Here is a 1,744-nt window from a genome sequence, read left to right as displayed (position 1 = left end):
GAGATTATTGCAAACCCAACTTTGGCCGACGCCATCCTGGATCGCCTCGTTCACAACGCCTATCGCATCGATCTCACGGGGGAAAGCATGCGAAAACAGCGCCCGCCGATCGTCCCCGAAAACACCGAAGCTTGACCTGAAACAAAACCCAACCCAAACATCAACGAGACCCAGGATCAGACCGAAAACTGGCCGCCTTCAAATCGGAATGGTGGCCGGAATGAAATCGGAATGACTGGCCGGCTTCAAATCGGAATCGGTGGCCGGCTTCATCGGAATACGCAGCCAATAGCGCGGCTCGACGATCGTGCGCTGTCGCGCTTCTCGTATCCAGATACATCATCAGGCGCGCCGCGTGATCGCGACGGGTTTCTTCACGGCGTGCATAGAGCGCAAACGCTTCTGGCTCGGCGCCGATTTGGTCAGCAACATATCTGAGCATGGCGCGAGGCGGAGTCTCTTCTGCTCCCAGCACTCGGCCAGGGTATCGCATCAGACATAGCTGAACGGCAAAACCGAGCCGATTATGCTCACGCCTCCGCAGCTCAACCTCCAACCGATCCGCCGGTGACAATGAATAGTGCCGGCTCAGGCTATCCTCGTCGGCTGGTATATCGAACACCTTCTGTCGATCATGAACTTTGAGAAGCTTCCGTTTTGCCATCGCCCGACTCCCCACGACCAATCTGCCGGGAGCGTTGTCGAGTCGGGCGGACGAAGAAACCAAAACTGGTGCCTGGCGATGCCAATCCACAGAGATCGGAGGCTGCACATCCGTGCTCCGGATCAGTTCATGTCCCGTTCGCCCTTAGCGTACGATTTCGCACTGCTCTTGTTCTGACCCCAACAATGCGGCAGGCCGGAAATTTCTCACTTTCTTGCGAAGATCGGGGGTGACCACGGTCATTCGGTATTACGCGAGTTCCGAGAGGCCGAAAACCATCACACCAGTGGAGGCCAAACTACTATCTGAGCACGGTTTCGGAATTCTACCGATTTTCCAGGACAGCAGCGGCCATATTTCCAATTTCTCGAGCTCGATCGGTACTGCAAATGCAAAGAGTGCTATGGGGTTCGCAAAGCGCGTCGGCCAGCCGAAAGATAAGGGCAGTACGATTTTTTTCGCCGTCGATTTGGACTATCCGGCTACGCAGATCGATGGCCCCATCCTCGCCTACTTCCACGCGATTAAAGAGGAGATCAACGGCACTTTCGTAGTCGGCGCGTATGGTAGCGGTGCCGTGCTCTCAAAATTATTGGCGGAGGGACTGATCACGGTTCCATGGATATCTATGTCGCCACTGTTTCTTGGAACCGAGCAGTTCTTTTATTCCAACCGATGGTCGATGCGGCAGGTACCTCCAGAGGTTGCCCATGGCTCCTCTGGGGTGGGCTATGATCGCAATATCGTTCGGGTTGCTCGGAGGGAGATCGGGGCCTTCCAAGTTGATGAGTCGGGCGAAGGCTCGCTGGCCTAGACTAGGATGGCGAGGGACTCCGGCTCGTAGACGCGGCAAGCTGAAAAAGTTGTCGGATTTTATGTTCGTAGAGGTCTCCGACGTCAATTGCCGGACCGTGTCGTGTCTTTTCCTCGAAACCGGCGAGTGTAAAGCAGATGGTCCGCGAAGTTGCTTCGAAGACCAACGACATCGCCGGCTATTTGATTGTGCGGATTCCGACGTGAAGCCGGCCGCCATTCCGATCAAAGACCGGCCACCGTTCCGATTTGAAGCCGGCCACCATT

General features: G+C 55.8%; 2 protein-coding genes and 1 pseudogene. 2 read left to right on the top strand and 1 reads right to left on the bottom strand.

Going from position 1 to position 1,744, the window contains the following annotated elements:
• The coding region (locus AC0L2A_RS36080) for an ATP-binding protein (protein WP_473612943.1) at window positions 1–135 on the top strand (135 nt) is incomplete at its 5' end.
• A gap of 145 nt (window positions 136–280) precedes the next feature.
• Here the strand turns inward: AC0L2A_RS36080 and AC0L2A_RS36075 are convergent.
• Window positions 281–664: pseudogene (locus AC0L2A_RS36075) on the bottom strand (DUF4158 domain-containing protein); the annotation flags it as partial.
• 214 nt (window positions 665–878) lie between these two features.
• Between AC0L2A_RS36075 and AC0L2A_RS36070 the strand changes: the two are divergent.
• On the top strand, window positions 879–1,478 hold the full coding sequence (locus tag AC0L2A_RS36070) for a glycoside hydrolase domain-containing protein (protein WP_473612942.1): 600 nt from the start codon (window positions 879–881) through the stop codon (window positions 1,476–1,478).
• The last annotated feature ends 266 nt before the right edge of the window (window positions 1,479–1,744 follow it).

The sequence above is a fragment of the Mesorhizobium sp. WSM4844 genome (assembly GCF_055811775.1).
Note: the sequence above shows the minus strand (reverse complement) of the source record. Positions and strands in the feature narration are given on the sequence as shown.